This window comes from Pseudomonadota bacterium (genome assembly GCA_026390555.1).
GTDB lineage: Bacteria > Bdellovibrionota_C > UBA2361 > UBA2361 > OMII01 > OMII01.
Genome location: JAPLFS010000054.1, coordinates 1 through 25,725 on the forward strand (window position 1 = coordinate 1; position 25,725 = coordinate 25,725).

Annotated in this window: 21 protein-coding genes and 1 tRNA gene; 4 read left to right on the forward strand and 18 right to left on the reverse strand. The window is 48.5% G+C overall.

Going from position 1 to position 25,725, the window contains the following annotated elements; all coding sequences use genetic code 11:
• Positions 1-358: 358 nt before the first annotated feature.
• The 10 genes from NTV65_07070 to purB all read right to left on the reverse strand — a co-directional run bounded on the left by NTV65_07070 (position 359) and on the right by purB (position 13,042).
• Positions 359-2,485, reverse strand: a complete 2,127-nt coding sequence (locus NTV65_07070; protein MCX6114958.1) for a sulfatase-like hydrolase/transferase — start codon at positions 2,483-2,485, stop codon at positions 359-361.
• A gap of 7 nt (positions 2,486-2,492) precedes the next feature.
• Entirely contained in the window at positions 2,493-3,926 is a 1,434-nt protein-coding gene (locus NTV65_07075; GenBank protein ID MCX6114959.1) for an SAM-dependent methyltransferase, read from the reverse strand.
• A 20-nt stretch (positions 3,927-3,946) separates the two neighbouring features.
• Entirely contained in the window at positions 3,947-4,198 is a 252-nt protein-coding gene (locus NTV65_07080) for a hypothetical protein (GenBank protein MCX6114960.1), read from the reverse strand.
• A 23-nt stretch (positions 4,199-4,221) separates the two neighbouring features.
• Positions 4,222-4,599 carry a hypothetical protein gene (locus NTV65_07085; protein ID MCX6114961.1) on the reverse strand — a complete coding sequence of 126 codons (378 nt, stop codon included), beginning with the start codon at positions 4,597-4,599 and terminating at the stop codon, positions 4,222-4,224.
• A gap of 405 nt (positions 4,600-5,004) precedes the next feature.
• Positions 5,005-8,214, reverse strand: coding sequence for a CusA/CzcA family heavy metal efflux RND transporter (locus NTV65_07090; GenBank protein ID MCX6114962.1), 3,210 nt, complete (start codon positions 8,212-8,214; stop codon positions 5,005-5,007).
• A gap of 26 nt (positions 8,215-8,240) precedes the next feature.
• On the reverse strand, positions 8,241-9,503 hold the full coding sequence (locus tag NTV65_07095; GenBank protein MCX6114963.1) for an efflux RND transporter periplasmic adaptor subunit: 1,263 nt from the start codon (positions 9,501-9,503) through the stop codon (positions 8,241-8,243).
• Positions 9,504-10,775 carry a TolC family protein gene (locus tag NTV65_07100; protein MCX6114964.1) on the reverse strand — a complete coding sequence of 424 codons (1,272 nt, stop codon included), beginning with the start codon at positions 10,773-10,775 and terminating at the stop codon, positions 9,504-9,506.
• A gap of 21 nt (positions 10,776-10,796) precedes the next feature.
• A complete protein-coding gene (purQ, locus tag NTV65_07105; protein ID MCX6114965.1) occupies positions 10,797-11,492 on the reverse strand; it encodes a phosphoribosylformylglycinamidine synthase subunit PurQ in 696 nt (231 codons plus the stop codon).
• Positions 11,489-11,731: a phosphoribosylformylglycinamidine synthase subunit PurS gene (purS, locus tag NTV65_07110; protein ID MCX6114966.1), complete on the reverse strand. Its 243-nt coding sequence runs from the start codon at positions 11,729-11,731 to the stop codon at positions 11,489-11,491. The genes purQ and purS overlap by 4 nt, the downstream gene beginning before the upstream one ends.
• An 18-nt stretch (positions 11,732-11,749) precedes the next feature.
• Positions 11,750-13,042 (reverse strand): adenylosuccinate lyase, encoded by a 1,293-nt coding sequence (gene purB, locus NTV65_07115; protein MCX6114967.1) that lies wholly within the window; start codon positions 13,040-13,042, stop codon positions 11,750-11,752.
• Positions 13,043-13,364: 322 nt separating this feature from the next.
• On the opposite strand from purB, the gene NTV65_07120 reads away from it, so the two are divergent.
• Complete coding sequence (locus tag NTV65_07120; protein MCX6114968.1) at positions 13,365-13,841, forward strand: hypothetical protein; 477 nt, start codon at positions 13,365-13,367, stop codon at positions 13,839-13,841.
• Positions 13,842-13,957: 116 nt separating this feature from the next.
• On the opposite strand, the gene NTV65_07125 is transcribed toward NTV65_07120, so the two are convergent.
• Positions 13,958-14,764 (reverse strand): MBL fold metallo-hydrolase, encoded by an 807-nt coding sequence (locus NTV65_07125; GenBank protein ID MCX6114969.1) that lies wholly within the window; start codon positions 14,762-14,764, stop codon positions 13,958-13,960.
• Between the two features lie 68 nt (positions 14,765-14,832).
• A complete protein-coding gene (locus tag NTV65_07130) occupies positions 14,833-15,960 on the reverse strand; it encodes a hypothetical protein (GenBank protein ID MCX6114970.1) in 1,128 nt (375 codons plus the stop codon).
• Between the two features lie 363 nt (positions 15,961-16,323).
• Here NTV65_07130 and NTV65_07135 point away from each other — a divergent pair, with 363 nt between their 5' ends.
• Both NTV65_07135 and NTV65_07140 read left to right on the forward strand, forming a co-directional pair.
• Positions 16,324-17,931 carry a methylcrotonoyl-CoA carboxylase gene (locus NTV65_07135; protein MCX6114971.1) on the forward strand — a complete coding sequence of 536 codons (1,608 nt, stop codon included), beginning with the start codon at positions 16,324-16,326 and terminating at the stop codon, positions 17,929-17,931.
• Between the two features lie 5 nt (positions 17,932-17,936).
• On the forward strand, positions 17,937-19,973 hold the full coding sequence (locus NTV65_07140; GenBank protein MCX6114972.1) for a biotin/lipoyl-binding protein: 2,037 nt from the start codon (positions 17,937-17,939) through the stop codon (positions 19,971-19,973).
• 4 nt (positions 19,974-19,977) lie between these two features.
• Here NTV65_07140 and NTV65_07145 read toward each other — a convergent pair whose 3' ends face one another.
• Both NTV65_07145 and NTV65_07150 read right to left on the reverse strand, forming a co-directional pair.
• Positions 19,978-20,406 (reverse strand): hypothetical protein, encoded by a 429-nt coding sequence (locus NTV65_07145; GenBank protein ID MCX6114973.1) that lies wholly within the window; start codon positions 20,404-20,406, stop codon positions 19,978-19,980.
• A gap of 12 nt (positions 20,407-20,418) precedes the next feature.
• Positions 20,419-21,351 (reverse strand): ABC transporter substrate-binding protein, encoded by a 933-nt coding sequence (locus NTV65_07150; GenBank protein MCX6114974.1) that lies wholly within the window; start codon positions 21,349-21,351, stop codon positions 20,419-20,421.
• A 169-nt stretch (positions 21,352-21,520) separates the two neighbouring features.
• On the opposite strand from NTV65_07150, the gene NTV65_07155 reads away from it, so the two are divergent.
• Positions 21,521-22,432, forward strand: coding sequence for a hypothetical protein (locus NTV65_07155; protein ID MCX6114975.1), 912 nt, complete (start codon positions 21,521-21,523; stop codon positions 22,430-22,432).
• Between the two features lie 62 nt (positions 22,433-22,494).
• Here the strand turns inward: NTV65_07155 and NTV65_07160 are convergent.
• The 4 genes from NTV65_07160 to NTV65_07175 form a co-directional block, all read right to left on the reverse strand.
• Positions 22,495-22,580 (reverse strand) — tRNA-Leu (locus tag NTV65_07160).
• Between the two features lie 26 nt (positions 22,581-22,606).
• The gene (secG, locus tag NTV65_07165) at positions 22,607-22,969 is read right to left on the reverse strand and encodes a preprotein translocase subunit SecG (GenBank protein MCX6114976.1); all 363 of its coding nucleotides are present in this window, start codon (positions 22,967-22,969) and stop codon (positions 22,607-22,609) included.
• A gap of 152 nt (positions 22,970-23,121) precedes the next feature.
• The gene (locus tag NTV65_07170; GenBank protein MCX6114977.1) at positions 23,122-23,907 is read right to left on the reverse strand and encodes an Mrp/NBP35 family ATP-binding protein; all 786 of its coding nucleotides are present in this window, start codon (positions 23,905-23,907) and stop codon (positions 23,122-23,124) included.
• Entirely contained in the window at positions 23,904-25,718 is a 1,815-nt protein-coding gene (locus NTV65_07175; GenBank protein ID MCX6114978.1) for a radical SAM protein, read from the reverse strand. The genes NTV65_07170 and NTV65_07175 overlap by 4 nt, the downstream gene beginning before the upstream one ends.
• Positions 25,719-25,725: the final 7 nt, after the last annotated feature.

A 25,725-nucleotide genomic window follows, 5' to 3' on the forward strand; every position in this document is an offset into this window, starting at 1 on the left:
TCTTGATGCGAGCCGCTTCCTTGGAGGGATCGTGATTTTGGCGCTCTTTGGTTTTCCCGGTTATGGAACTCTTGCCGGTTTTGGAGCTATCGCGTTAAGAAGATTACTCAGGAGGAATCTGGTCACTGATGCAAACAAAAAGACCTGGGAATAATTAAGTAGTTTAATCAATGAGGTTGCCAAAGATAGGAAGATCAATTCACTTTCCGCAAGTAGCCGATCTGCGGTAATGGACCAGATGTAACCCCGTACTAATGATCTTGTCCAATGATCTTGATAGTATAAATTATTTTCCTATTTAGATACGATCTGCGTCATGCTCCCATTTTGGACAATTTATAAAAACCACTCAAAAAATTTATTTCTTCTGCAAAACTATCTCAGATCCATTCTTTTTAACCAAATAAACACTCACTTTGTTATCCCCTTCCACAAAACTATTAACACTGGCTAAAGTTAGAAAATCAAACCCGAGCGGTGTTTCTACAAGTTCCGAGAAACCTATTACGAGATCATTTACAGCAATAGCAACAATATCTGCTTTGTTCACTCCCTCGCCTCTTACAATACCTTCAATATTACAGGGGCAACGTTTGGATTTTTTCTGAAATTTTAAAATTGGAGAAAGTTCACGCCCCTTAAAATCTATTATATGAGTCTCAAAATTGCGGTTTTGAGTTGTAAACTTCGAAACTTTCCTGCCGATAAAATTAGAGTGCGGGCCGATATAAAAGGGATTAAAGTTGTTTAATTCTTTGAATCCGGGTAAGTTATATTTCCATTTCAATGTATCAACAGGAATTTGAGGCAAGAACTCAAACGATTTGACTTTGCCTATAAATTTGGAGTCGTTGCTTTTATCTTTTCCGGGATTCTTTCCAATTAAAACTCCCTTGTGCAGTTCTCTTTCTTGTTTACTAAACAAAGAAATTCCATCCAATTTATATTTCTGATGTATTCCTAAAACATCAAGGATTGTTGGGAGAACATCTATTATTTGAGCATTTACATCGATCACCTCTCCGCTAACTTGATTAGGTTTTTTGATTAGTAGCGGAACGCTCATCAAGTCTTGGTAGAAACGCTCACTCTCGGCAAAACTTCTCCTATAAGCACCCTTTTCAAATGAAACTCCATGATCAGCAACTACTACAATTAATGACTGATCAAAAATATTTATTGCTTTAAGCTTTTCGATTAGTCTTCCCAATAAGCGATCAACCAATCCTACTTGTGTAAGAAACTGTTCATAGCATCGCGCTATCAAGATCTCATTATCGCCCCATGCATTACCAACATAACCTCGTGTATATGTAGGACTATACATAAATCCTTCAGAAGTATATTGGTACGGCATATGAGGAAGAATAGTGTGTGCAAAGATAAATTTTGGTTTGTTTGGGTCTCTTATTTTTATTTTGTCGATAAAATTGTTGATCTCATAAAGTCTTGCTTCACGATTAAAGCTTGGCGCAACCCAGTCTTGCTCATCCCAAAAATCTCCCCATTTCCCATCTATTTGGGGTAATAAAGAAAAAACTGCCAGATCCGGCGGCACTAAATAATTCAGGTAAATAGCGAATAAATCTTTAAAAATATCATAAGAGACTACCTGGTTACTATTTTCTTTCTTTTTATTACAAACTTCTTCCGGACATAAAGACGTGAACGGTTCGTAGACAGATACTTCATGCGATTCTGCTAAAATTGAAAAAATATTTATTGGATAGTGATCGTAGGTTGGAAGTTTAGATGTGCCTTGTGGTGCCTTGCCTGACAAAATTGCCGGCACAGCTAGCGGTGTAAACTGATTAACCGTAGTTGCGTTTCTGTACCAATAAGATTGGTTCTTTAGCCGTGCAAAGTTCGGAAATCTTGCCTCATCAATATTGATATCTTCTGTAAGCAGTGCATTAAGTGAAAACTCATCTAATACCAGAAGCACAACCGGTATTTTGTCGGTCTGTTGATCTTGGGCGTTAATGGTAGTTAGTGAATCTTTATTACTACTAGGCTTATCACTATTAGACTCAGAGAAAATATATTTAGCACTGCTAAAAAAGTTAAAGAGTGCGATTAATACTATTGGTGAGAATACCAATAGTATTTTCTGTAAACTTTGCTTAAAAGCCAGTGAGACGCCGAATATTAAAGAAAGAAAACAACTTATAATTAAAGATAATCTTCCATCTTGAAAAAAACTATTAATTGTAGGTAATAGAAATAAAAAAATTAATACTGCGAATACCGGAAATTGATAATATTTTTTTAATTTAAATGTTATTATTTCTAAACTGTTGAAAATTAGGGCAGGAATGGCAACTAGAATGAAAATAGTGAGTAAAATTTCACTTAACCCCATGTGCTTATTTATAAAGAACTCCTGTCCTTGAGCCAATATATTGAGGATTGGTGAAGCAATGGCAAGACAGGTTAATGTAATATAACAAAGAAACGAACGAAGATATGCAACACTTGATTTCATAACTAAGCTAAAGAGCTTTTAATAAATACAAAACTCGCTCACTTCCGGAAATTTTTTCAGCAGAAATTATTTTAAAGAAATTGCTGAATTCTTTTTCGAAAAACTCTTGCGTGTATTCCGGAAAAATATCTTTCCTTGTCGCAAGCAATTTTTGTACCTGTGAGTCGGTCTTAGGAACAAATTCAATAATTAAATTTCTAGAACATTTAGAAAAATATTCTGCTATTAAAGCAAGAGGAGTGTTATTAGAGATTGCAAGATGATGAATCAAGGCCAAAGACAGCAGAAGATCTGCCGGACCCCGCTCCACTAAACTCATCCTTTCAGCATGGCCCCAACCAATCGCCGGTGTAGGTGAGGTTAAATCAGACATTAACGGCAGAATATTGTTTTTAGCTTTGTTTTGCTTGTTATTCGAAAGCCTAATGAAATTTTTTTCGACCGCCGAAGGATCGACATCGAAAGAAACAACGTATGCTCCGTGCTTTTCGGCAATCATACTGAATTCACCATCATTGGCACCAAAATCCCAGACTACTTTGGGAGCAACGGCTTTTAGCATTGAATCAATAATCTTATGTTTTTCTGTAAAAGCTGTGGAGGAATAATTAGTGTTATTGTAATAATCTGCCCACTCTGTTCCCCCAGGATTCCATTTTAGTCTTAAAACTGCCGATTTTAATCCGTCAATCAACGCTAGTCTTGAATGTTTGGAGATTCTGAGTTTCTTGTTTTCTGTTAATTTGCTTCTAGCCGATCTTTCTTTACTTTGATCTTCTTCGATCAATTTTGTTGAATCGGCAAACTGTTTTTGTTTTTTTGCATGCAGATGTATGTGGAGAAAAAGTTGAAGGTTAAATTTAGTTTTAAATGGAAGAAGTTTGCTGGCAATATCTAATGGTATGCCATTTACAGAAGATTGAAATAAGGCATTTAATCTTACATCTTGATACGCCATAAGTGAGAGAGGGGCAAGAAAGTGTTCGCAAAACTGCTTGTATGCCACCCATGGGTCTCCTTCTCGGTATATCTCAAATGAAAGCGTATCTATAAATACAGGATTACTTCCAATAAACTGCACGTTAAACGCCGATGCATCTTTTAATGTCATCCCTTTTTTTAAAGCAATCTCTTCAATCTCAAGGGTTAAAAGCGCAGCTTTCTTGTATTCAGAAAAACACCACTCATAGGGATAAGAGACAAATGGAATTGTCCGAGGTTCAATTGTTAAATAATGATTTGCGTCAATACTGCCCTTACCTGAGACTTCTTTGTGCTCTATTAAAAGCTGTTTTCTCCAAAGCTCTTCAAGCAAGTTAGTTTCTTTGAGTTTTTGATACTGCTCTTTATAACTTTTGTTTATCTGTCGGTAAAAAGATTCGCCGGATTTATAAACAAAGCCTGATGGATCGCGAAATGAGGTTTTAAGTAAGGCTGGCATAGTTTAAATATATTACTTCATTATTTCCTAGAACTACTCCAATCTTCTTTTTTCTCTTCCGAATCTTTTGTTTCATCCTCTTTTTTAGGCTTAACAAACCAGCTCTTTACCATTCTGAAAAATGTTTTTATATATAAAAGAGCACCCAAGAATCCGGCAAGTAATACTTGTAGCAAAATACTACCTGTGCCCGGATCCAAGTATGCGTTAGCGAAATTTAATGGCAGTAGAAATGATAAAACAAAGATAATGAAAATTTTTGATTTTTGCATGGTTTTGCGAGTTTATAAGAATACTAGGAAATTATAAAAAATATGAGCTTATACTTTGAGTTAATGTTTAAAGTGCCTGTCACTAACAAAGAGAATTGATACTCCTGTTTATTGGACATTTCAATGCTCTCTTGGTCGCGCTTGGCTCCTGACCGTGCAATAATTGCTTTTATACCGACTCCGGCCAATGTTTCAACAGAATCCGAAGATGGGAAGAACGCGTCTGAGGCAACTACAGCTCCGGTTAAATCATGGCCATGTGTTTTTACTTTTGACAAAGCCAGCTCAACTGAATCTATCCGACTCATCTGTCCCCCTCCTACTCCAATTAACTTGTTGTCTTTTTCAATAACGATAGCATTGAATTTTACCTGTGCACAGATAGTTAGGGATAGGAAGATTAATTCACTTTCCGCAAGTAGCTGATCTGCGGTATCGACATTGCAACAGAGCCCATTAAGTGGCGGAAAGTTGGAGGAATATTGATGGTCGTCGCCCAGATTATCGTTTTTGACCTAAAGGAAAGGAAGCGGCGCTTAAAAGTCATCAGGTGATGGCTCGAAACCTGTCTCGCCGCAGCGCGTTAGCACGGAGGAGGGGGAGTCACAAGAGTAAAGCTCATCAATAGCCTGCGAGGTATCATAGAAGGTGGTCTTTGTACGCTACACCCTTTCTTGTTGTCCCCTGATCGGGGACGATATATTTTGTGACAGTTAATATTATCCCCCCCGATTTGCTCTGCAAATCGACCCCTGAGGGGTTGGTACAGGGTTCCTACCTGTGCAATCGTCCTTAGTTTATGCTGACTAGTTACGAAGACCCGTAGTTATAGAGCGGCCCTTACGCAACCACCTACCTACTGAAAGGCCACTGGAAGATAGCGATATCAGCACCGGCAAGACCAGCAACGTCAACGCTGTTGACGAGATAATCCCTCCGATAACAACCGTTGCAAGGGGCCTCTGAACCTCAGAGCCCGTGCCTTGCGATAGAGCCATCGGCACAAAGCCTAAAGAGGCCACAAAAGCGGTCATTAGTACCGGCCTTAAACGAGAGACCGCGCCCTCTACAACGGCTAAGGTAATATCAAACCCATCGGTAATTAATCTCTTCGTAAAGCTTACAAGCACCAGCCCATTAAGAACCGAGACACCGGAGAGGGCAATAAAGCCGACGGCAGCAGAGATGGAAAATGGTATCCCTCTGCACCATAACGCTAGGATTCCTCCCGACAGTGCAAAAGGAACCCCTGTAAAGACAAGTAGGGAGTACCTGAATGACCGAAAGGTAAAATAGATCAAACCGAACACACCAAGCAGAACAAGGGGGACTACTATCATAAGCTTCTGTTTTGCCGAGATCAGGTTTTCATATTGACCACCCCATCCAAGCCAATAATTAGCTGGAAGGTTCACCTCTGAGGATATCTTAGCTTGCGCCTCCTCAACGAAAGATCCGAGGTCGCGGTTACGAACATTCGCAGTAACAACGATCCTTCTCTTTCCATTCTCCCTACTGATCTGATTCGGCCCCTCGATAACTGATAAATCTGCAACGTCCCCCAAGCTCATATAGGGTCTGTCTGGCCTCTCTAATTTCAGCTGCGCGCGTCTGGTATTAAACTCATTATCCTGCACAGAGATATCAGGGGGCAGAGGGATCGGCAGATTAGAGATAGCATCTCTGTTACCTCTATCAAGCTCACTCAGTCTGACAACTATTGGGAAGTTTCTATCCCCTTCAAAGTACCTACTGACCTCCTCTCCAGCGTAAGCGGTACGCACTACGCTCTGGATATCGGCAGAATTCAAGCCAAGACGCGCCATCTTTGAACGATTCGGCTTAATGACGATCATAGGAAGCCCGGTTGTCGATTCAACCCTGGTGTCTGAGGCTCCAGGAATACCTGCAAGCACCCCTTTAATCTTCTCGGCCTCCTCCAAGAGCACCTCAACGTTATCACCAAAAACCTTAACCGCTATATCACTCCGGACCCCAGCGATAAGCTCATTAAAACGCATCTGAATAGGCTGTGTGAACTCATAGTTATTCCCCGGCACCTTTGCTACGATCTCTTCAAGCTGTGAAACGACCTCATTTTTAGGCTTTTTCGGATCGCTCCATTCGGAACGTGGTTTAAGCATCACAAAGCCATCAGCAACGCTTGGAGGCATCGGATCAATAGCTATCTCGGCCGTTCCGATCTTTGCAAAGACATGGCTAACCTCAGGCATCGTTTTAATCGCATCCTCTAATTGATGCTGCATACTAACCGCCTGTGTCAGGGATGTTCCCGGTATTCTTAGCGCATGCAGCGCTATATCCCCCTCATCTAACGCTGGGATAAACTCAGAGCCTAAGCGCCCAAACAAAAGGAGTGAGCCTATAAATATGAGCACAGCAGCTGTGACGATAACCACAGGAATTCTCAGAAGCCTGACCAGCAGCGCTCTATATGCAGATTGCACATACTCCACCCAAGGAGCATGAGCCTTCACCTTGCCTGTAATACAAACGGCAACGGCAGCCGGAACGAACGTCATGGAGAGAATAAAGGCTGCTCCAAGAGCCATCAACACCGTGATAGCCATCGGGTGATACATCTTGCCCTCAATTCCAGAGAGCGCCAGTATCGGAATGTAAACAAGCATAATAATCAGCTCACCAAACATAGTGGCTTGGCGAACCTCGCAGGAGGCCTCGTACACTAGGCTCAGGCGCTCCTCTTTTGTAAGCAACCTTCCCAAGCGGGCTTGCGCCTCTGCGAATCTCCTAATGCAGTTCTCAACAAGGATAACGGCGCCATCTACGATCAGACCAAAATCAAGCGCCCCTAAGCTCATAAGATTCGCGCTCAGTCGCCCTTGCGCCATTCCAAATATCGTGAGTAGCATGGAAAGTGGGATGACGCACGCAGTGAGTAGTGCTGCTCGTACGTTGCCAAGTGCGCCAAACAGAATGGCGATAACCAACAAGGCGCCCTCTAATAGATTTTGCCTTACGGTTGCTATGGTAGCGTTCACCAGATCGGAGCGATTATACACCGGCTTAATAAACACCCCTTCAGGAAGGGAGCGAGCTATCTCATTAAGCTTCTCGCTGACCCTGTTAGACACGTCACGCCCGTTTTCTCCCCTAAGCATAAGAACGGTGCCGAGCACCACCTCGCGCCCGTTCTCTGTCGCCGCCCCCGTACGAAGCTCGGAACCGATCTCAATGGATGCAACATCACGAACCTCAATCGGAATACCTTCATGTACCCCAACTACGATCTCATTAAGCTCGGCATAGTTCTCAACCTGAGAGGGAACCCTTAAAAGAAACTGCTCGCCACTTTGCTCTATGAACCCTGCCCCCACATTGGAGTTATTGCGAGAAATCGCCAGAGAGAGATCCTCAAGCGTAATTTGAAAGGCTCTCAGTTTTTCAATATCTGGTATAATAACTATCTGCTTAGAGGCGCCTCCCAAGGAGTTAATCTCTACTACGCCTGGAATAGTTCTCAGTTGAGGCTTTACAACCCAATCTTGTACCTCTCTAAGTTCCTGAAGCGATCTTAACTGTTTAGCATCTTCAGCATTACCGACGGTAAACATAAAGATCTCACCCAACCCTGTTGCGATCGGTCCCATAGATGGATTAATCCCATCGGGAAGCTTATCTTTCGATTCTTGGATGCGTTGCGCTACGAGCTGGCGGGCAAAATAAATATCTGTGCCGTCTTTAAAGACAACCGTCACCTGCGACAAGCCGTAGCGAGAGAGGGAGCGCGTATAATCAAGTGCTGGAATACCAGAAAGAGAGAGTTCAATCGGGGTGGTAATACGTTGCTCAACCTCAAAAGGGGAATATCCTTGCGCTTCTGAATTTATTTGGATCTGAATATTGGTAATATCAGGCACCGCATCAATAATCAGTCGCTTATATGAAACAGCGCCGACTATTGCGAGGAGTAGTGACAAAGATAGCACTAAGTGGCGATACGCAATCGAGGTTCTAATAATAAAATTAAACATCTCTAGAACCTCCTACGGAACCGCGCTTAGTGATCATGCGTGGCCCCAGACTTAAGAATATCAGCTTTTATAAGAAAGGCGTTACCGGTAACGTATCTCTCCCCTGGCGATAGCCCCTCCAAAACCTCAACCCACTCACCGTCGCTCTTGCCAAGGGTTAGGGGTTTAACCTCATAGGTGTTACCTACCTTCGCAAAAACTACCGTCTGCTCTCTAAATGTTTGCAGCGCCTCTTTTTTAACGGCGACCCTCGCTTCAGTTTGATCAACCACTAGGTCCCCCGTAACGAACATCCCCGGTAGAAGCCGTTGCGGATTATTAGAAACGACTGCTCGTATCAGTTGCGATTGGGACCCCTCGTCAGCGTATGGAGCCACGTACGAAACGATCCCGTCGGTAATCTCTGCACTATGAACCGGGGAGATAAGAACCTTCTGTCCAATCTTGGCCCCCGACTGTGCTCTAAGAGGCACAAAAAAATCCACCCAAACTTCAGAGAGATCTGCAACGATATATATCCATTGGTTCTCCGGTACGAACTCTCCGATAACAATATGCCCGTTTACAATGGTGCCGGATATCTGAGAACGAACGTTAAAAGGTTGCAGACTTTCGTTGCTCTCAATGACCGCAAGAACCTCGTCCTTAGCTACGCTATCGCCGATGTGCTTAGATCCCTCGCGCACGATGCCCGAGAAACGGGGGATGATGTGTGCTATCTTATGCTCACTTGGAAGAACCTTTCCACGAGTGCGTAAAATAGTTCTAATCTGATGAGGCGCTGCTTTTTCTATCTTTATTCCCGAACGCTCCGCGATCTCATCTGGTATTTCAGTTCTTCCTTCGTAGGAATCAAATTTCCAAGTGTATTTTTTACCCTTATGTTCTGCCGATACTTCGACATCAAATGAGTGAGGTTCTGCCACCTCGCTATCGCTCGTTAGGAAGTCGGCAACTGGTTTAAATTTGAACAGGTCAACTTTTCCGCCGAGTCGAGTTAGTGAAACTGATGCGGAAAAATCACTCGGTGACAGAGGTTTGCCATTCTCATATCCAAAGACTCGGTATTGCGGAGGGACTCCAGTTTCAAAGATCTGTAACTCTAAAGAGAATGTTCCTTCAGTTAGAAGTTTGCCACGATGCGGTCCACGTTCCTCTTCTGCGTGTTCTTCTTCAATTCCGTGTCCGTGCTCGTCCTTTGCCACTTGCTGTGAGTTCTTACACCCAAGGGCTAGGAATAATAAAAATGAGGTAACTAAGAATCTTGATAGTAATTGATTTATTTTCATTTAAACCTCCTCTCCAACAAGCAATGAAAGCTGCACCCTTACCGAAACAGCTTCAAGCCAGAGCTGCAAACCCTGTGTCTGAACCTCATTGAAGGTGCGTAACGTCTGCCAAACCTGCAACACGTTGCCCTTCCCCTCTGCATAGAGCTTCTCTTGAGAGCGCAGCGCTGCCTCAAATGATGGGATAACCTTTAATGAGAAGATCTCACTTTGCTCCTTGGAGCTTTCTGCGGCTCTTCTCAGGTTTTTTATCTGCACCTCAAGTCCGCCGTTAGAGAGAAAGGTGCTCTTAGCCTCAACGAAACGTTGCTCCGCTCTGCTGCGGATCTGTTGACCCTGATTTCTGTTCCAAAATGGAAGTGACATTGAAAGACCTGCGCCGAAGAAGTCCCCACCGTCGTTAGTGTGTTGATACACTAAACGTGGTGTAATTTGAGGGTAGGCATCTAGCTCAGAGAGTCGCATCTCCTCGCGCGCTAGATTAACTAATAGATCGACCCTGGTGCTCTCACTTAGATCGCTAGAACGGGCTTTCTGCAGGAGAAGCTCCTCAGAGGGAAGCTCGGTTAGTAGCTCCTGGCCTGTTGTGAGGATGGAACACGGGGAGCCGGTAGATCTAGCCAATTCGCTCTGAAGAGTTGCTATAGTTGCAGCAGCTCCCTTTCTTTGCGCCTGTAGGCGATATCTCTCACCATCAAAGAGCTTCTCGTCCCCCTGGGATAACAACCCTTTTTTAACACCCACACTGATAAGTAAGACCTTTTTTGCGGCGCGTTGCTCAGCATTAGCGAGGATCTTATCGGTCTCCTGCAACACGTAGAGCGTTCTGAATTGAACTAGCAACTTTTGAGTTAACTCAAGGATCTGTGCCCTCTTTTGTCTATCTCCGGATCTGCGAATAAGGGCAGCCACGCGCTCCCTACTGCCAAAATTTGAAAGTCTAATAGTCTGTCCAATACTTACCTGTGCCTGGGGATCGTTATCGCCACCCATATTCATGCGGGTAAAAGTTTGCTCCGCCTGCAGCTCGGGATTAATTAAAACTTCGGTATCGAAGGCGCTCGCCAGCTCTTTTGCATAATCGCGGTCAATCTCGGCAACCAATGGACTTTGACTAAGCGCTGATGCTCGAAATCCTTCTAAAGATAAACTCTGCTCGCAAGTTGCAGGTTTTCTAGAATCTTTAATCTCCGCTGTTGCGATCCCCCCGTATAAAGAGAGGCCCGTACAGAGCAGGATAACCACACGGTGAGCACCTGAATTAAGTATCATCACCGGCTAGGCCTTGGTAAATTATTTATTATCTAAAAATGGCCTAAGCCCACTCGCACCACCAACGAATCCGATCAGAGCCTCAACGGCTCGCTCCGGGTGTGGCATTAGACCAACTACGTTGCCGTTACGGCTAGAGATTCCAGCGATGGCGCGGCAGGAGCCGTTAACGTTCACAGTAACATCATGAGGCGATACCTCGCCAGTTGCATCACAGTACCGAAATACCACCTGGCCGTGACTCTCAAGCTCCTCGAGGGTTGCCGGCTCTGCAAAGTAATTGCCTTGAAAATGGGCGATTGGACAGGTAATCACAGCACCCGGTGTTAACCCCTGCGTAAAGAAGGATGCAGTTGATTCGACGCGCATATTAATAAAGCGTGAAAGGAACCGTCTGCCTACATTTTCAAGGAGAACCCCTGGAAGTAGCCCCGCCTCGCACAGGATCTGAAAGCCGTTACAGATACCAAGCACCCTACCACCAGCCTCGGCATGGGCTCTAACCGACCTCATCACAGGCGAAAGCTTGGCTAACGCCCCTGTCCGGAGATAGTCCCCATATGAAAAACCACCAGGTAGTACAACCAGGTCAGCACCCTTTAGATCGGTGTCACGGTGCCAAATGGGCAAGACCTCCTGCTTAAGCAGCCCGGCATAGACATGCTCGACATCCTGCTCGCAGTTGGTTCCTGGAAAGACAACTACCGCGACCCTCACGCGACCTCCAGGATCTCGTACTGCTCTATAACTGGATTAGCGAGCAGGAGCCGACAGATCTCGTCAACTTGGCTACGCGCCTCCTCCTTGCCGAGCCCCTCAACCTCAAGCTCGATAACTCGACCTATCCTGACGTTACGGATCCCATCGAAGTGCTTATCCTTAAGCCCGCTCTCTACCGCCTTGCCCTGCACATCAAGCACTCCGGGCTTTAATCTTACTAAGACCTGATAACGCATATCCTACCCCTTATAATACTAAGCAAGCGCACGCTCTATAATCATATCCACCCTACGGAGATGCCTTGCGAGATCGAACACACCCTTAAGCTCCTCGGCCGTAAGAGCCTTCGAAACAAGCGCATCCTGCGCGACCCGCTCCGCAAGGGTCGCACCACCATCCCAGGCCGCCAGGGCGTGCTTCTGAACGAGCGCATAGGCATCCTCACGCGAGACCCCCTTATCAACAAGCGCCACAAGAAGGTGCCCAGAGAATACTGTACCGCGCGTTAGCTCAAGATTCTCAAGCATCCGCTGAGGCGATACGACCAGGTTTCTTACTACGCTATCAAAGCGACTGAGCATAAAATCAAGTGCGATACAGGCATCTGGAATAGCTACCCGCTCGGCCGAGCTGTGGCTAATATCACGTTCATGCCAGAGTGCTACGTTCTCAAAGCAGGCCTGCGCGTACGAACGCAGAAGTCGCGCTAAACCACATAGGTTCTCGGTCAGGATCGGATTGCGCTTATGCGGCATCGCCGATGAGCCCTTTTGTCCAGGAGCAAACCCCTCCATAGCTTCACGCACCTCGGTGCGTTGCAGGTGCCTAATCTCAACAGCGAAGCGCTCAACTGAGCTTGCAACACCAGCTAGGCACGCCATAAAATCTGCGTGCCTATCGCGCGAAACAACCTGGGTTGCAACCGTTTCAGCCGTAAGATCAAGGCGCTGCATAACGAGCTCCTCAACGCTCGGATCGATCCCAGCATAGGTACCAACTGCGCCCGATAACTTTCCAACTGAGATCGTTTCCGTTGCGGCCTTAAGCCGTTTAAGTTGGCGATCTAGCTCTGCGTACCAGCCCGCTAGCTTAACACCGAACGTTGTCGGCTCGGCGTGAATCCCGTGAGAACGACCGATACACGGCGTATGCTTAAACTCAATGACGCGTTCTCTGACGCTCTGCATCAGGGTTTCAATGCGCTTCTGAAGCATCAATCCTGCGCGTCTCATCTGTACAGCAAGGCAGGTATCAACAACATCACTCGAGGTCATCCCTCGATGCACGTAGCGCGACAGGGGGCCGACATGCTCGGCAACGTTGGTCAGAAAGGCGATAACGTCGTGCTTTACTTCGCGCTCAATCTCCTGCACCCGCGTGACGGAGAAGCTGGCCTTCTCGTTATAGGCTTTGAGCGCCTCAGCGGGAGCGGCCCCCAGCTTGACCAAGCCCTCTAGGGCGTGTCGTTCAATATCGAGCCAAATAGTGTAGCGGGTCTGATCGGACCAGACCTCCGCCATTTCAGGGTTTGTATAGCGAGGAATCATGCCTTAACTATTACCCCGTCACGGCATGTTTCATCAAGCTCCCGTGTAGGTAAGCTCTCATAAATATTGCCATAAATAGTGCTTCCTTAGCCCTGAGAGCATTCGGTACGTCGTTTCAGGGGGCCGTTAGCATAAAAAGCCTCGCACCTTTTGTGCTACATGAGGGCAAAAGAGCTTCCGATTACAGCCCTGGGCTGGTATAGGGTCCGATAAATAACGGTAAACGGTAGAGGTGGCGTTCTTGCTGACGGAGTGAACTCGCTTAGTGGGCTCACTCCGTCGGCACGGGTTAGGTAGATGGTTTTTCTCTAAAGGAGGTTTTATGAGTACCTGTCTAATGTTTTTTGCGTTAGGGCTTCTGGCACCAGCTCCTGAGCTACAACCGCTTGGCGCGGATGATACGATTGGAGCTGTGTGTGAGCTGCAGCATGCCTTAGGTAGCTTTGCTACCAACCTTGCTAATTTGGAGGCGGAGACCGTAAACGACATGAAGTTGTTTGCGGTGGCACAACGCAGACGAGTTCAAGGCATGTTAGTACTGCTAAGGGGCGTGGAAGGCGAGTTTGCTAGGGTTCCAGGCACTGCGCTACGGAAGGATCTTAATGAGGGCTGCGCAGAGATGCGAACCTTACTTGAGAAAGCACTTCAGGAGCTCAAGGGCTTGGAGGACAAACCTAATGCGATTGATGTTTCTTGCGCACTAGGGAGATCCCTATTGGCAGTCACAACTTTCAAAAAGTTCCATATGGCTCAATCTGCTTTTAAACCAAGTGTAGGAGAGATTATAACTAATCCTTAACTTGTGGTTGTCAGGGCAGCTTTATGGAGAGATCCGCAAAAGCTGCCTTTTACCTAATCTGTGCTGACAACCACGCCGCTTATATTTATATATAACTGAGCAGTCAGCGCCCTATATCACGCATTAACTAGCACCTTGCCGTTGTACGGCTCATCAAGCTCAAGCGTAGGCAAGCTCTGATAAATATTGCCACACAGCAGGGTTCTTAAGCCCACAGAGCGTTCGGCGCTCCGTTTTACATAGCGGTTGGCACACTCGAGCGCCAAGGTCGGAGTATTACTGTTCTCGCTTAAGTGCCCGAGCACGATATGAAAGAGCTCTGGATGCATAATCTCCTCCAGTAACTGTCCCGCCGCTTCGTTACAGAGGTGCCCATGGGTTGAGGCGATCCGTTGCTTAAGCTCCCAGGTGTAGCTGCACGCCTGTAGCATCTCCTGATCGTGGTTCGACTCAAGCAGGATAGCGTTCGCACCGCGCACGTGCTCCTGGACCAGGGTTGTCACCCGTCCAAGGTCGGTAACGATAACGAGCTTAAAGCCCTCGGCGCGGATAACATATCCGACCGGATCGGTCGCATCGTGCACGATACTAAATGGGGTAATCTCGACCGAACCAAGGTTAAAGTCCTGGCCGGTCTTAAAGATCTCCCTGCCACGGGGCTTAGTGATGCGCTCCATCGTCCGCTCGTTGGCATAGACCGGCAGACCGTAGCGCCGACTAAGGGTCGAAACACCATTAATATGATCGGCGTGTTCATGTGTTACTAGGATAGCAGAGAGGGTTTTAGGGTCGATTCCGTTTTCGGCTAAGCGCTGCTCTGCCTGTTTACCAGAGAGTCCACAGTCCACCAGAAAGCGTGAACCCCCAGCTTCTACGAATGTACAATTAGCTTTACTACCAGATGAGAGGACCGTGAATCGCATCCGCCCATACAATCAGAATGATGCAGGCGGAGCAAGATGGTGCTTGGGTTATTGGATCTGTTTTTAGCTTAAATCTTCTCCCAGACCCCCATTACAACCTCGACCAGGATTAATATGATTACGATCCATTCGAGCACCTCCGATCGGCGCTGTGCAGCACGGTCAGAGAGCTTATGATAGATGCTGTCAAGGGTGTCGAGCTTGCGCCGGATGCTAGAGTTCCAGTCCGGAAAGTGGAACCTGCCGGAAGCCCGTGAGTAAACGCGCGCCAGGTACTGATCCCCCAATAACTTAAGGGCGTTCTCAACCGCCTCATACAGGATCGCCGAGTCAACCTGCAAGCGCGCCACCCTGTTAAGATCAGCCTCGCCACCCTTCCTGGTGGTCAAGACATGGTAGGCGCTCTCAAGGTAATCATCTAGCTGCTCATCGAGGAAGCGCATCTCAAGCAGCTCAACGTTACAGAATTCAAGTACCGCTTTTACATCCTCAACATCCCGCCCAAAAAAGAGCGCTCCGTTCCAATCGATAACGGCGCAATCATCAACGCCGTACGATGTGCGACTCGATACTGCGTCCTGCACCTCCTCATTGCCAAGCTCCCCGCTCTCGGCGCGTAGCAATCGAGCGAACTCGCTCGGGTGTTGTTCAAGCAACGCTGAAACCTCCACCGTTCCGTTAAATTCCTCAAAATGGTAGACCGCAAAGTCCTCTACCAACTCGCTTAGGTTCGCACGCGAGATCGACCTATCCAACTCCTGCATTAACTGCACCACCCGTTCGCGGGCATCGTTAAGTAGAAAAGCGTTGTCGTAAAGCACCTCGCTTAGCTCAATCAGGTGAGCGATCGGGCCGGCTATATCGACCTCGTAGGTGACCGAGCATGCTCCAAAGTCAAACAGGGTCAGGTCAGCCTGCGGCTTAGTAAAGAACTTTCCTACGTTTATCTGCTGTCCATGCTGTGAGATCCGAAGGGGGGGTGGATCGTGGTCGAAGTGCTTGGGAGCCTTCCTATTTCTGCGAAACTTTGTGCGCTCAACCCCCTGCTTAATCTGCTGCGCAGCCTGATCGAGATTAATGGACAATCCAAGCTCAAAAGCGAACATGACGTAACATGTCCCACGCTGCAACTGCGGAATGGTGGATCTAATAACGGAGATCAAAGCTGCTGGATCGCGGTGCTCTTTACCTGTCACGGTCTAAAATCCTTATAAAAAAACAGCTCTGCGCTTAAGAAAAGCGCGCAGTAGCATTATTACGATGACGATGAAAACGGATCTCTCTATTATATCCCTACCGACCAGCTCAAGTGAAGGTTTTTATGCAAAAAACCGCGTAACTGGTCACCGTAGTTTAATGTCGCGATTCAAGCTATTGAGATTACGGCGAAGTTTCATAGGTAATTCGATTGGTCGTCCCCTGATCGGGGACGGCAGATTTTGTGACCAGTTAATGTTTTCACCCTCGATTTGCTCCGCAAATCGGCCCCTTAGGGGCTATTGAGTGACATTACCGTATGCTAATATTTATGGAATATGCTGACTAGTTACACCTAATATATGCAACTTGGCTCACGTCCCTCCACAACAGACTCCCCCTTTAGCGATAACGCTGCGGCCTTTAACCTGCACCTTGTGCGGCTACGCTCAATGCGCGCTAGCTCTCTACCGGACCCGCAGGACCCCTCGGTCAAGAGACACGTTGAGCGCGGAAAGCTCCTGGCGCGTGAACGTATCGCGCACTTAATAGATCCAGGCTCCGCCTTCCTTGAGGTAGCGCAGCTCGCCGGCAGCAATCTCTACGACGGAGTGCGCCCAGGAGCGGGTATGGTAACCGGAGTCGGGGTGATCGAGGGGTGTCCATGCATGATTATTGCAAACGATGCCACGGTAAAGGGTGGGACATATTTCCCACTCACCGTTAAGAAGCATCTCCGCGCTCAGGAGATAGCGCTTGAGAATAAACTTCCCTGCCTCTACCTGGTGGACTCCGGGGGCGCATTCCTTCCCCTACAGGACCAGGTATTTCCCGACCGCGAGCACTTCGGTCGACTCTTCTTTAATCAAGCCCGTATGAGCGCTGCTGGGGTAGCCCAGATAGCGGTTGTACTCGGTTCGTGCACCGCCGGAGGTGCCTACGTTCCAGCCATGAGTGATGAGGCGATTATCGTTAAAAATCAGGGCATGATCTTCCTTGGTGGCCCCCCTCTCGTTAAGGCCGCTACCGGAGAGGAGGTTTCGGCCGAGGAGCTCGGTGGTGGGGATGTGCACTCCCGTATTAGTGGTGTCACGGATTATCTGGCGAACTCAGATGCCGAGGCGCTCGCTATGGCACGTCGCTGCGTTGCATCAATTGTAAATATACACCCTGTGCGCATCGGTCGCGCGGCAGCAAAGCCCCCCCGTTTTAATGCCGAAGAGATCGCAGGGTTTATCCCCTCCGATCCAAAGCACTATTTTCCGATGCGCGAGATCCTGGCCCGTATTCTCGATGATAGTGAGCTAGATGAGTTCAAAGCCAACTACGGTACGACCATTATCTGCGGGTTTGCTCGCATCGATGGCTACCTGGTCGGAGTGCTCGCTAACGACGGCATTCTATTCTCTGAGAGCGCAGAGAAGGCGGCGCACTTTATTCAACTGTGCGAGCAACGCGCCATTCCACTAGTGTTTTTTCAAAATATCGTCGGATTTATGGTCGGCAAGGAGTACGAACACCGCGGCATAGCAAAGGACGGCGCCAAGATGGTAACCGCAGTGGCGTGCGCTACGGTTCCTAAATACACGGTTATCGTCGGCAACTCCTACGGCGCTGGAAATTACGCCATGTGCGGCAGAGCCTATAATCCAAACTTTCTCTGGTCATGGCCACAATCACGCATCGGGGTGATGGGGGCCGAGCAGGCTGCCAGCGTTGTAACCCAGGTACGTAGCGATAGCGCCAAGAGTCGGGGCGAGCAGTGGCAGCAGGCTGAGCAAACCAGGTACTATGAGGAGATTAAAGCCCAGTACCTGGAGCAAACCGATCCGATCTATGCCAGCGCGCGGCTGTGGGATGATGGCATCATAGAACCCACCGAGACCCGTGCAGCGCTTGGGCTGGCTTTATCTCTAGCAAAAACTCAAAGCGAACACCGCGAGCGCATTTTTGGCACCTTTAGGATGTAACTAAGATGCCCACGCAGCGCGCACTCAGTAGGGTCCTAGTCGCCAATAGAGGCGAGATCGCTCGTCGTATTATACAGAGCTGTAACAGGCTCAGTATTGAATCAGTTGCGGTCTATACTGAGGTAGATAAGCACGCTCCTTATGTGCGCGAAGCAAGCAGCTCTCAGGCGCTAGGGGGGCCAGAGGCGTATCTTTCAATAGAAAAGATCATAGCTGCTGCTAAAGCCTCCGGCGCAGATAGTATTCATCCCGGTTACGGATTCCTCTCCGAGAATGCGCTCTTTGCAGAGGCGGTAACGAAGGCTCAGCTAATATTTATCGGCCCCTCGGCGGAGGCTATGCGTGTGCTTGGAAGTAAGACCGCGGCCAAGGCGCTTGCTCAGGAGGCTAATGTTGCAGTCTCGCCGACCCTAATCTTCTCCGAGGATCCGCAGCCATCGAAAGCCGAGCAGCTTAGGTCATTTGCCGCGCGGGTCGGCTATCCAGTTTTGCTTAAAGCGGCCGCCGGTGGTGGTGGGCGTGGTATGCGCCTAATCCTTGCGGACTCAGATATTGCAACTGAGATCGATGGCGCGCAGCGCGAAGCTATCAAGGCCTTTGGGCGCTCGGAGATATTTGCAGAGAGGTACATCTCCCCGGCGCGCCACGTTGAGGTTCAGATCGCGGCAGACAGAGACGGCAACGTAGTAGCGCTTGGCACACGCGACTGCTCACTACAGCGCAACAATCAGAAGATGATAGAGGAGGCCCCGGCGCTATCCTTGCTGGCTGGGGTGAGCGAGGAGCTGTGCAAGGCGGCGTGTCGGCTCGCTAAGGCGGCTCACTATACTAATCTGGGCACCGTTGAGTTCCTTTACTCACCCGACGGCGCCTTTTATCTCCTAGAGGTGAACACCCGCTTACAGGTCGAGCACCCCGTTACAGAGATGACGACCGGGCTCGATCTTGTAGAGCTACAGATACGGATAGCAGAGGGCTCGAACCTCTCTAATCTGGGTATTTTAAGCACCCCTCAGGTAAGGGGCCACGCTGTCGAGGTACGGCTGTGCGCCGAAGAGTTTACCGGGGACTTTGTAACCTCCACCGGAATAGTGCATGAGTGCGATGTTCCAACTAACTCGCCTCATAACTCAATCGTAAGAGCGGATCTTGGTGTTGAGCCCTGTTCAGAGGTCTCGCACCACTACGACTCGCTCTTGGGTAAGGTGATAGTTCAGGCCCCAGATCGAGCTCAAGCTATCGAGGCCCTTTTAAGCGTTCTCGCCGGCACCCGTATCTCAGGGGTACGAAACAATCGCGCCCTTCTGATCCACCTACTCAAACAACCGATCTTTAGCTCGCTGCAACACTCCATTCAGGGCACCGTAGAGCTCCTACCAAGCCCTGAGGCCATCCGTCACACGGAGGTGCTCGCCCACGCCATCGCAGCAGCTCTACGTGCCCTGACCCCCTACTCTGCCTGGGCCTCGCACTCCCCGTGGTTATCTGGACGTTCTGGCTCACTAGCTCTTGAATTCCCCTGGGTTACTAAATCTTCGAGAGGAACGATCTCTTCACGCACAACTATCAGCAGCAGATCAGCTACCGTGGCCGTTACATATGGTACGCATAGTGAGCAGTTAATGCTCTCTGTAGAGGAGCTCTGCGCAACGGGTGACGCTACTAGCCACGCAAAGCTGCGGCTGGGTGATGACCCTACCGTTATAGAGGTCACTATTAGACTAGATGGAAGCCTCACCTGGGTGCACCTAGCACAGGGGAGCTTCGTGCTTGAAGAGTTAGCATCCTCGCAGGCTAATGTAGCTCACACCGGCGCACCTTTCGGGATGCAGGTTATCGCACAGATTCCAGGCAAGGTTGCGGCCATTAACGTAGAGCCGGGTGCGCGGGTCGTTGCTGGTCAGGTGCTATTCGTACTTGATTCAATGAAGATGGAGCATCCGATTAAGGCTCCGGGTGCTGGGGTAGTTACCACGCTTAGTGTGGCGCTCGGGGCTATTATTCAAGCGGGAGTGCTGCTGGCCGTTATCGAAGATGAATAATCGGTTACCGAGGCTTCTGGCCATCATCTGATAGATTCGCAAGCAACTTAATAGTCGCCACATTAAAATCCTGCTGGCGTCTAAACGTTGGACCTATCATGGCCTGAACAAAGGGTGAGATCGCGCGCTTAAGCGCTCCTATTACGGGGCCAACAAAACGCCGATGAGAGGTTTTGATCTGCGGCTTAAACTCTACGTTGTACGACGCACACATGGCCCGCAAGAGCTCTGTTCGCTCGGCAGAGCTTATGAAGCCATCCCGAGCAAAGGTGAGTTGCATCGCCGTACACACTTTAAAGCGCTCAGGGTCGAACTCTACCTGAGAGCGGTGTCTAATGATCTCATTTAAAAGGTGCCTCGCCAGCTCCTGATCTTCGACCCCGGGAGCTGAGACCCAACCTGAACCGCTATCTATATTACTCTGTTTCGACATAACCTGCTAAGGCTAGCACATAAAGCGGTGTCGATGAAGCTCCACAAAACGGAGCCGATAAAACTCATCTTTTTTCGTAATATATCCACTATCTAAGCCCGCTACAGCCGATACCATTACGGCCACTCCCTTAATAAACTGGGGGCCGGGTTGATATAGCTCAACACCCTCATAGAAGATGACCTCGCCCCTCTTAACAGCAGGGATATCCTCCCACTCTGGCGCCGCTTCAAGCTCCTTTAGGCTCCTTAAGCTCTCCTCTAGCGTAGCTCCGCAAGGGGCTACGATAATAACATCGGGGCGAAACACCACTATCTCGCTCCAGGTAAGGGGAGCTAGCAGTTGCTCCTTCGTTCTAACTTGCGGCTGTCCTGTTATGGCCTGAATAAGATCTGGTATTAATCCGGTTGCGAGACTAAGCGGCTTTACACTTGAGAGCACCGTTACCTTCTTATTACGTAATCTGTCGTAGAAATTTTTAGCCCAGTCCTGAGTCTGCGCTTTTGTGCGCTGGGCGAGATCGCGCCCGAGCCTACCCTTTCCTATCAAGATAGCGAGCGCCTCGAAGGTATCGTACAGCTCAGTTAACCTCTCAATTGAGAAGCTCTTGATAAGAACATTTTTTCCACAGAGTCGAGTCAGGTATGGCTCAGCCCAGCTGATAAAGCTCGTCGAATCTTTATCTACGCAACTAGTTACAATGACATCTGGACGCGCATCTATTAGCGCAGAGACCTTTACTGAATTTAGCGCAAGGCCCTGCGCTAAGCGCTCATGATCGTCATCAACCGCCTTTGTAGCATCCTCTGCTGGCTCTGTTACGATAACGATTCGGCCCGGATTTTCAGAGACGATACACTTATGACTAATTCCGACTAGCTGCGTTTCCACCCCAAAGCTTGAGAGAACGTCGGTTAGATATGGTTGGAGCGAAACGATCCTCATCTCTAAATTGTCCTTTTAACGACTACTAATGAAACGCTAGTTTAGCTCTTCCCTAGCATCGGGCAACCGCCTTTTTTTGCGACCCTAGATTTATCCCTATTGACGGATACAACCTTCACTAGGTGTACTAAAATATAGAAACAACTATAAACTACTGCTAAAAACTGCAATGAAGAAAAACTATCCACTAAGAGCTCTTATAAGATCGGCCCGACTAGCGCCAAGAATAACGCTCTGCATTAAGCTCGTAGCCCTTACTATTCCGTTACTTACGGTTATCGCCTGTGCGAATCGCAACCCCAATTTTGAAACCCTGACTAATCAGGGGCTACTACCGGTCAGCCGAGAGAATCCCTACGTTGGCTCAAACTTATATCTGGCGCGGGAGATGGAGGGCAGCACATACCTTTATAATTTTATGGGGAAACGGGGCATCCCACAGGCGATTGAGATCGTAGGAACCTCGGAGAGCTCCGCAGAGATGCGCATGTTTTACTCGGATCGTAGCGAGGTCTATCACGCCAATCCGATTAAAGACAATCAGTTTAACACCAGCGAGTGGCTGATTCGCGGCCCATACCAACTCGATAGAACCTATTACAAACAGGTTAGTGAGCTTTCATCGCCCCCGGGTGCTCAGTTTGAGATCTGGGGCCGAAGAGAAACGATCGGCGGACCACAGATAGTAGCAACTGAGCGTGTCATTATTCCGGTCTTTGTTCCTACTCCAACCCCTATTCCAACCCCTAAACGTCGCGCGCTAAAGCCTGCTACTCCTGGCTCTGGCCCAGCTATTGGAGGCGTAATCGTAGCGGGCCAGAAGGGTGCGCTAAACTTCGATCAACTGGCGCTACTTGAGTCGAAGGAGTTCGTTGAACGCAGCCCAAATGGTGACGCTATTCATCTCGTAAAGAGCACAAGTGAAACGATCACATCGATCTCAAATTGGTACACCGGATCGAGCGACAACACCAAAAAGATCGCCGATAAAAACAACCTGCCAGTTGATGCAAAGCTTAATCCAGGAACGAAGATCTTCCTGCAGGGCGAGCTCGTAATTAATTCGAAGATTATGAAGTAGCTGGTCTATGACCTGCAACCGGGATTAATAAGGCCTTGTAGAACCTTATTAAGAAAAGAAATTGGTGCCCAAGAGAGGAATTGAACCTCCACGACATTTCTGCCACCAGCACCTCAAACTGGCGTGTCTACCATTCCACCACCTGGGCATTTCTCGCCGCTTATTTTGCGCAGCTTATTTTACAAGGTCCTGAGGTACCGCTTCGGGAGCTTTTGGAGCATCCGCAACGGTTACTGAAGATGTAGTCGTAAGACCCTTAGGGTCCAGACCCTCCAGCAGATCTACCTTGCTAACCCCTCCCATTCCATCCGAAACAGAGAGCTTAACTAGGAGTAAAGAGGTTAGCATGAAGCAGAGCGCAACTCCAGTCGTCGTCCGAACAAGAAGGGATGATGCTCCACCTACTCCGAAGAGTGAGTTAGCTCCACCACCACCCATAACCGCCCCAACATCAGCCCCTTTTCCCTGCTGCAGGAGAACTAATCCAACAAGCGAGATCGCTAGAATAACGTGAAGAGCAAGAACGGCGGTATACATGGTACATATCCCTCTGGTATCAGAAACGAGCGCTAGCCTAACACCTACTAAGCTCCCTCGGCTAGAGGCTCCTACCGGTTTTATAAGGGGTTAGATTTGCAGGGCTTATAGTCGCCTACTGGGGTCAATAGTTACGGTTGTATTAGAACGATTTAGTTCACAATATTAAGTGCTGGTTGCTGACGCTTCTTTTCTTCCAGGATCGTAACCAGCTTAAGTGCAAGCTCATGAAAGATCTGCGCGCTGGAACTCTCGCCACAGGCGACCGGATTTCCGGTATCTCCACCCTCACGCACAGCTATGTCTATCGGGATCTGCGCTAAGAGCGGCACGCCGAACTGCTTAGCTGTTCGCTCTCCACCACCGCGTCCAAATACTGGCAGTAGGGTGCCGTCGGGCATCGGAAGTCCGGACATGTTCTCGACTAAACCGAGCACGTCAACGTTAACCTTCTTAAGCATATTCATAGATTTTCTAACGTCTGCAAGTGCCACCTCCTGGGGAGTTGTTACGACTACAGCCCCGGCAAGCTTTACCAACTGCGACAATGATAACTGCGCATCACCCGTTCCAGGCGGCATATCAACTATCATGTAATCTAGCGCACCCCAACTAACATCTTCAAACATCTGATTAAGCGCCTTATTGAACATAGGGCCACGCCAGATTACGGCATCATCTGGATGCTGCAGAAAAAATCCGAGCGAGATATACTTAATACCGAACTTAGCTGGCGGAATAAGGCGCTCTTCGTGATCAGGCACAACCTGTCCACCCCCTAGTAGGGTCGGAATACTGGGACCGTAGAAATCACTATCTATTAGCCCGACCTTAGCGCCGGTGCGCGCAAGTGCGACCGCAAGGTTCACAGCGACCGTTGATTTACCCACTCCACCTTTGCCGGAGATAATCGGAACTATCTGTCCAAACTTTGTCATAAAGTAACCCCTCTCATTATATCATCCTCCCCATCTATGATTGGCTGTTCAGGGGCACGCGGCTGCGTCCAGCCCTCCCCATGGTATGCTCTCATAGCCTCGCGCTCAAGGAGATCACGCGGAATAAGGGAGTCTACAACCTCCCACGGCAAGAGCTCATTAAAGCCTATCTTGCGTGAAACGTAAAAATCTACCGCCGGAACGCCCTCAAGAATGGGTGCCGAGGTTTTCTTCATCAACCACTTCCAATTCTCACCGCGCCGCTCAACCTCAAGCAGCAAGCGCACTACACGCCTATCACCCCGCGATAATAGCCCCTGAAAGTAGCTCTCCTTAGGTGGCTCAAAACGGAGCTCTAGATTAGGCACCTTTATAACGAGCTTTCTGATTCGCTCAATCTTCTTATCAAGCACCTTCGGATCCAGCATCGACTCCCACTGAAAAGGGGTCGAGGCCTTCGGTATAAAGGGATTAATAGAAAGAGAGACCCAGGCTAACTTGCCGCTCGTCTTTGAGATCTCAAAGACGGTATCACGAATCGTGATCGCAAGGGCCGCGATTGCATCAACATCCTCGTCGGTCTCAGTTGGCAGACCCACGATAAAATAGAGCTTAAAGCCCCTAATACCCGACTCCGCTAGTTCGCGCGCTGCGTTAATAACCTGCTCATTATCAACGCGCTTTCCCGCTGCGCGACGCAGCCTAGTACTGCCAGCCTCTGGCGCTAATGCCACCGTTTTGTACTCACTCTCAGAGATGCTGGCAGCCAGGGCCTTGCTTACCTTCTGAGACATAATAGAGCTAAGAGATGCGCGAGCACCGCTCTCTGCAACCTTCTGGGCAAGTTTAGCGATAGATTTATGCGAGGATACCGCCGCTCCAACAAATCCGATTGCATCGCTATTTTCAAGACCAATCTGAACGGTTTCTTGCAAGACCTCTTCACTACGCTTTCTGATCGGGCGATAAATATAACCCGCTACACAGAAGCGGCACCCCATCTCACACCCTCGACCGGTTTCAGTAAGAAACATCGACTTAAATTCAGTTTCTGAGGTAAGGATACGGGAGTAAGTTTTGAACTTTGAGAGGTCCTTTACAAAGCGTCTGCGTGGACGGGGAGGAACATCATCACGCGCATCAAACCTAAGCATCGTTCCGTCCTGGTTATAGTGCGGCTCATAGAAGCGCGGAACATAGATGCCCTCAATCTGCGCCAGCCCAAGCAGGAGCTGCTCACGCGACCAGCCCTTAGTCTTGGCTTCATGAAAGACATCGATCATTTCAGGTAGCAGCTCCTCAGCCTCGCCAATCACAAGCGCATCGATCAGATCCGCAACTGGTTCCGGATTAAGGGTGATCGCAGTCCCGCCTGCTATAATAATGGGCATCGAGAACTTGCCCTGTGCTGCTGCCTCACGCTCCTGCCAGGAGTTAAAGAGCAGCCCCTGATTATTTAGGATACGAATAAGGTGTGAATAATCGGTCTCAAAGGAGAGGCTAAATCCGAGAATATCGCAGTCGCCTAGTAGCCTATCAGACTCAAATGAACGCCACTTTGTAGCCTGCTGCTCCTTTTCATCCGAGTTTTCAGGCAAAAATCCACGTTCAACTATCACACGCTGATCACGGGCTAGGATATCGTAGACGGCTTGAAAACCGAGATTGGACATCGCTACCCAGTAGTTGTTTGGATAGGTCAGGTGAAACCGGATATCGCCGGTTTTGTTGCTATACGGCACGACGAACTTCTCAAGAGCTTTTAGCTCCTTGTTGGTCGGGTTCTTAATCTTCTGCCGTTGAGTTCCCACGTTCTAA

Coding starts and splice junctions, on each gene's coding strand:
- NTV65_07125 (MCX6114969.1), bottom strand. CDS start 14,764: ATGCGATTCACGGTCCTCTCATCTGGTAGTAAAGCTAATTGTACATTC.
- NTV65_07140 (MCX6114972.1), top strand. CDS start 17,937: ATGCCCACGCAGCGCGCACTCAGTAGGGTCCTAGTCGCCAATAGAGGC.
- NTV65_07080 (MCX6114960.1), bottom strand. CDS start 4,198: ATGCAAAAATCAAAAATTTTCATTATCTTTGTTTTATCATTTCTACTG.
- NTV65_07135 (MCX6114971.1), top strand. CDS start 16,324: ATGCAACTTGGCTCACGTCCCTCCACAACAGACTCCCCCTTTAGCGAT.
- NTV65_07070 (MCX6114958.1), bottom strand. CDS start 2,485: ATGAAATCAAGTGTTGCATATCTTCGTTCGTTTCTTTGTTATATTACA.
- purS (MCX6114966.1), bottom strand. CDS start 11,731: ATGCGTTATCAGGTCTTAGTAAGATTAAAGCCCGGAGTGCTTGATGTG.
- NTV65_07090 (MCX6114962.1), bottom strand. CDS start 8,214: ATGTTTAATTTTATTATTAGAACCTCGATTGCGTATCGCCACTTAGTG.
- purB (MCX6114967.1), bottom strand. CDS start 13,042: ATGATTCCTCGCTATACAAACCCTGAAATGGCGGAGGTCTGGTCCGAT.
- NTV65_07145 (MCX6114973.1), bottom strand. CDS start 20,406: ATGTCGAAACAGAGTAATATAGATAGCGGTTCAGGTTGGGTCTCAGCT.
- NTV65_07095 (MCX6114963.1), bottom strand. CDS start 9,503: ATGAAAATAAATCAATTACTATCAAGATTCTTAGTTACCTCATTTTTA.
- NTV65_07120 (MCX6114968.1), top strand. CDS start 13,365: ATGAGTACCTGTCTAATGTTTTTTGCGTTAGGGCTTCTGGCACCAGCT.
- NTV65_07150 (MCX6114974.1), bottom strand. CDS start 21,351: ATGAGGATCGTTTCGCTCCAACCATATCTAACCGACGTTCTCTCAAGC.
- NTV65_07155 (MCX6114975.1), top strand. CDS start 21,521: ATGAAGAAAAACTATCCACTAAGAGCTCTTATAAGATCGGCCCGACTA.
- NTV65_07075 (MCX6114959.1), bottom strand. CDS start 3,926: ATGCCAGCCTTACTTAAAACCTCATTTCGCGATCCATCAGGCTTTGTT.
- NTV65_07100 (MCX6114964.1), bottom strand. CDS start 10,775: ATGATACTTAATTCAGGTGCTCACCGTGTGGTTATCCTGCTCTGTACG.
- NTV65_07170 (MCX6114977.1), bottom strand. CDS start 23,907: ATGACAAAGTTTGGACAGATAGTTCCGATTATCTCCGGCAAAGGTGGA.
- secG (MCX6114976.1), bottom strand. CDS start 22,969: ATGTATACCGCCGTTCTTGCTCTTCACGTTATTCTAGCGATCTCGCTT.